The organism is Terrisporobacter muris (assembly GCF_024621905.1).
Classification (GTDB): Bacteria; Bacillota; Clostridia; order Peptostreptococcales; family Peptostreptococcaceae; genus Terrisporobacter; species Terrisporobacter muris.
On the sequence record NZ_JANKBY010000286.1, the window covers coordinates 1 to 4,911 of the forward strand.

The following is a 4,911-nucleotide window of genomic DNA, read 5'->3' on the forward strand; positions in this document are numbered from 1 at the left end:
TATTTCATAAGAAAATTAGGGTATTATATTTATATAATCAAACATATGAAGGAAGTGATTGAAATAGAAATATATACACTAGGTCACTCTAATTACCCTTTTGATAAATTAATAAAAATTCTACAAAAATATAACATAAATTGTGTTGTTGATATAAGGGCTATTCCTTATTCCAAGTACAATACCCAATATAACAAAGAATTATTCCAGGAAAATCTAAAAAAACTTGGTTACACATACATTTATATGGCTGACGAATTTGGAGCCAAGAGAAAAACTAGAAAAAGTTATAACAAGGAAGGCTATGCTGACTTTGAAAAAGTTATTTTAGAAGATGATTTTAAAAAAGGTGTACAGAGATTGAAAGTAGGTTGTGACAAAGGATACAAAATAGTTCTACTTGCCGCCATGCAAGATCCTATTAGATGCCCTCGAGCTATATTAGTCGGTAAACAGCTGGTAAAAGAAGGCTTTAATGTAAAGCATATAATGCACGAAGGTAACTTAAAATCACAAACTGATTTGGAAGAACTTTTGTTAGAAAAATACTTTGATAAGAGAAATCAACTTACAATAGATGCTTTATTAGGTAATGATATGAGTAAAGATGATATGATTAATGAAAGTTACAAACTAGCTAATAAAGAAATTGGGTATAGAATAGAAAAGTTAAATGATAAGTAAACAATCTAATCATTATTTATATAAATCTTTTTAAAACAAATTTATACAAAATTCAAGGAGGATAACAAAAATGTTACCCCCCCTTTCATCTTATTATCTATCTTGATCTGTTACTGCAAATACATATGGTATATTTCTATAATAATCGCCATAGTTTAATCCGTATCCTACAACGAATTTATCTTCTATTGTAAATCCACAGTAATCAGGCACTAAGTCTACTTCTCTTCTACTTGGTTTATCCAGTAATACACAACATTTTATGCTTGCTGGGCTTTTAGATCCTAAATGATTCATAACATGAGCCATAGTATGAGCTGAATCTGTTATATCATCAACAACTAATACATCATATCCCTCTAAATCAGATTTTATGTCATTTACTATTTGAACTCTTCCTGAAGAAGCTGTTCCATGTCCGTAACTTGAAGTTGTCATAAATTCTATTCTTACTGGTATATCTAGTGCTCTAACTAAATCAGAGCAGAAAATGAAGCTACCTTTTAATAGAGATACAACCATTAATTTTTTACCTTGGTAATCTTTTGAAAGTTCTTCTCCTAATTCTTTTATTCTATTTTTTAATTGTTCTTCCGAGCATAGAACTTCCCATACTTTTTTATCAATATCCATTGATTAACCTCCTAAATAAATGATGATATTTCCATTTTATAAAAGATTAACTTCTTTTGCAAGATAGTTTTAATCAACCTTGTTCATATCATTCATTACATTTAATATTATTTCGTCTGTTATTTGCATTCCTTTATCACTAACTCTACCTAAATTTTGTATAGATTGTTCAACTTGTGTTCCAACTATACCATTAAGTGGTGGTACTGCGTATCCTTGTTTTGCTATAACAGCACTTTGAACTGCTGCTGATGCTGCTGAAGATAATTTTAGTGCACAACCTGCTTTTGCTCCATCACAAATCATACCACTTAAGTCAGCTATCATATTTTCTATAGCACCATATATATGATTAATATTTCCATCCATTAACCAAGATATACCTGCACTAGCTCCTGTTGATGCTGCCACACCACAGCCACAAACTGCTGAAAGTCTTCCTGTATAGTTTTTAACATAAGCAGTTACTAAATGAGATATAGCAAGAGCTTTTGCCATTCTTTCATCACTTTGTGGGTATTTTAAGCCGTAAGCAACAATTGGAAGTATCGCTGTTAATCCATGGTTTCCAGATCCATTTGAACTCATAACAGGAAGTTTTGCTCCACCCATTCTTGCATCAGATGCTGCAGCTGTTAAAAGCATAGCCTCTGTCATTATTCCATCTCCTAATAATCCTTCTTCCATAGATTCTTTTATACCTCTACCAACACCTATACCGATTTCATTTTCTAATCCGTATTTTGCCATATCCATATTCATAGTTACACCATCTAATAAGAATTTAATATCTTCTAAATTCATATTCTCAACGTTTTTAACTATTTCTTGTATAGTTATAGTATCCATTATATTTTCTTTTTTCTCTATAGTTTGTACTTCAGCTTTTTCTGCGAATCCATCAGCTTCATCTAATAATACTAAATCGTTTGCTTGTAAGAATACAAAGTTATCATGTTTAGTTTTTATTATAACTCTTGATGTATTGTTTTTTCCTTCTAATCTTACTTCTATAACAACCTTTTCCTTAGTATCTAAAGGCTCTATACTTATTGGATTTTCATCCACATATTTTTCTGATTCTTTAACTTGCTCATCACTTAATCCTTCTAATAAAGTTAATCCGTCCTCAGACTTTCCTCCAACAAATCCCATAGCAACAGCTATTTTTAATCCTAATCTGTTAGTTCCTGGTATTCCAACGCACATTGCATTTTTGTAAACATTTGGGCTAACTAATACTTTATGTTTTACTATTTCTTCTCCTAATAGTTCTTTTGCTTTTGCACAAGCTAATGCTACGGCAACTGGCTCTGTACATCCTACTGCTGGTTTTACTTCAGCCTTTAATATATCAACTAAATTCGTTCTTAAATCTCTCATTTTATAATCCTCCTAGTAATTTAAAATAAATTATTATTTTTGTATTGCTCTCAAAATATAATATAGCAAATTTTGTGCCAACTTTTTAATATTTTATAAATAAAAAAATGAGATTAACAAGCCAAATTTATATACTTTTATAAGTTATTTAATTGCTAAGAATTATATAAATCTCAAAACCGCGAAAAAAAATCTCAAAATGAGATTTTAGTATCATTTTGAGATTAAATTATATTTTTCAAGTTTTCTATATAAAGTAGCCCTCGATATTCCCAATGCCTTTGCTACTAATTCCTTATCTTTTTTATAATGTTTATATTTATTAAAAGCCTTTCTTATTTCTTCTTTTTCTAAATCTTCTAGCGTTCTTATTTCCTCTTCTTTATGTGATTTTTCATCATAATATATGGCTTTTATATTATTAGGTATAATATCTAATGTTAATAAAGATGAAGTTGACATATTTATACTATATTCAATTATATTTTGTAGCTCTCTAACATTACCTGGCCATGTATAATCAACCAAAGTCTTGCTAGCATCATCTTCTATACCAATTACATCCTTGTTTAGCTTATGAGCATATTCTTTTATCATATAATCTATTAATAAAGGAATATCATTTTTACGTTCTCTTAAAGTTGGTAAAGTTATTGGTATTACTTTTAATCTATAATATAAATCTTCTCTAAATTTTCCGTTTTTAACTAAATCTTCTAGGTTTTTATTAGTAGCTGCAATAACTCTAACATCAATAAATATATTGGACTTTCCTCCAATTTTGTCTAGCTCTCTTTCTTGCAGCACTCTTAGAAGCTTTCCTTGCAAATGAAGACTCATATCTCCTATTTCATCTAGAAATATAGTACCTTTATGAGCCAACTCAAATTTACCTAGTTTTCCACCTTTTTTAGCTCCTGTAAAAGCTCCTTCCTCATACCCAAATAATTCACTTTCCAATAAATTGTCTGGTATAGCTGCACAATTCACTGCCACAAAAGGATAGTCTGTTCTATCGCTATGATTATGAATAGCCCTAGCGAAAAGTTCCTTCCCTGTTCCACTTTCACCTGTTATAAGTACAGTAGAATTAGACTTAGCTGCAATTAATGCCTTTTGTTTTGTATGCTCCATTATTTCACTATTTCCAATAATATTATCTAATGTGATTTTATAATCCTTATTAATTTTATTGTAGTTTTTTATTGCTTCTTTATTTTCAATGAAATCAATAACATACCCTTTTAATTTATTTTTAACTACTATTTCACTAATATTATATATTCCTTTTAAGTTTCTTCCTTGTTTCTTATAATAAAAAATACCAGTTTTATATTTTTCAAAATCTAAGGTTGATGGTTTTTTTATAAAATCTAATAATTGAAAAATATTTCCATTTTCTAATTCTTCATCCTCTATATTAAAAATATCTCTAAATTTCACATTGTACTTATCAATATTACCTCTAGTATCTATTGATACTACAGCTTTATTCATACCATTTAGCAATATCTCCAGCTTCTTCTTTTCTAGTTCTAACTCTTCTGTTTTATTTTGAGCTTTTAATTTATTAGATATTAGGTCAGCCATTTTGCCTAAAAAGTTTGTTAAATCTTTTGCGTTATTTGTTATTATGGAAGATTGCTCCTCGTTAAATGCTATAAGACCCACTACCCCATAAGCATAGCCATCTAGAGTGATTGGGCAGCATACCTCTGCATACTCTTTACAATTACCATTATTAGAACATTCTTTACAAATATCATTTTGCTCTGAATCATCGATATAAATTAATACTTGCTCTTCTAAACATTTTTTAAAAGCCGAATATCCATTTACTCTTTCATCTATTTTATCTAAATAAATTCCTGTTCCAGCTATTCTTATTAAATTTTCATCAACTATCGTAACATCAATGTCTAAAACCGAAAGCATAGCTTCAGCTATGTTTTGAATATCATTTTTTATATCTTTTAAGCCATTCATTATAATCTATCCTTCGTTTTTTTTATATTTAGTAAAGATCTTATGTCTTTTAGAATAACATATATTCTATTTAGTGTTATTTGTATAGTTATAAGAATTACAAATAACATTACAGCTCCTACAATTGTAAAATTAATACCTAATTCCACTCTTATCTCTCCTTATTATAATTTTTTCTTAATATATAATAAAAGACTAGGTTAACCTAGTCTTTTATTATATTAT

At 28.8% G+C, this 4,911-nt stretch carries 5 protein-coding genes; 1 reads left to right on the top strand and 4 read right to left on the bottom strand.

Annotated features, from left to right (window positions below; genetic code table 11):
- Positions 1-684: DUF488 domain-containing protein (locus NSA58_RS16165; RefSeq protein WP_330652590.1), on the top strand; the 684-nt coding region annotated here is incomplete at its 5' end.
- A 93-nt stretch (positions 685-777) separates the two neighbouring features.
- Here NSA58_RS16165 and hpt read toward each other — a convergent pair.
- The 4 genes from hpt to NSA58_RS16185 all read right to left on the bottom strand — a co-directional run bounded on the left by hpt (position 778) and on the right by NSA58_RS16185 (position 4,835).
- Positions 778-1,317, bottom strand: coding sequence for a hypoxanthine phosphoribosyltransferase (hpt, locus tag NSA58_RS16170; RefSeq protein ID WP_039678654.1), 540 nt, complete (start codon positions 1,315-1,317; stop codon positions 778-780).
- Positions 1,318-1,386: 69 nt separating this feature from the next.
- Positions 1,387-2,700: an L-cysteine desulfidase family protein gene (locus tag NSA58_RS16175; RefSeq protein ID WP_039678655.1), complete on the bottom strand. Its 1,314-nt coding sequence runs from the start codon at positions 2,698-2,700 to the stop codon at positions 1,387-1,389.
- 213 nt (positions 2,701-2,913) lie between these two features.
- Positions 2,914-4,686 carry a sigma-54 interaction domain-containing protein gene (locus NSA58_RS16180; protein WP_039678656.1) on the bottom strand — a complete coding sequence of 591 codons (1,773 nt, stop codon included), beginning with the start codon at positions 4,684-4,686 and terminating at the stop codon, positions 2,914-2,916.
- Positions 4,686-4,835, bottom strand: coding sequence for a hypothetical protein (locus tag NSA58_RS16185; protein WP_200886378.1), 150 nt, complete (start codon positions 4,833-4,835; stop codon positions 4,686-4,688). The genes NSA58_RS16180 and NSA58_RS16185 overlap by 1 nt, the downstream gene beginning before the upstream one ends.
- Positions 4,836-4,911: the final 76 nt, after the last annotated feature.